The following is a 257-nucleotide window of genomic DNA, read 5'->3' as shown; positions in this document are numbered from 1 at the left end:
ACCCGGGCCGTGGTGCCCTCGACGCCGGTGATCCGGGCGCTCGTGGCGCCCTCGGTGGCGCCGAGCCGCTCGGCGTACGCCTTCAGAGCCGCGCCCTGCTCTTACATGCCCTCGCCATCAGCAGCAACCTCATGGCCGCCCTGTCCCTGCTGATGGGGACCCTGGTCATGGTCGGCGCGGTCGGCATCATGGGCATGGACGCCGCCCACCTGCCCCTGCTGTGGCTGTACTCGGTGTGCGCCATCGCCGTCACCGGG

General features: G+C 72.0%; 1 pseudogene. It reads left to right on the top strand.

Annotation, left to right across the window (positions count from 1 at the left end):
- Positions 1 to 257: pseudogene (locus AC5P09_RS52320) on the top strand (hypothetical protein); the annotation flags it as partial.

This window comes from Streptomyces sp. a15 (genome assembly GCF_059026085.1).
This window is presented reverse-complemented; position numbering and strand designations above follow the sequence as displayed.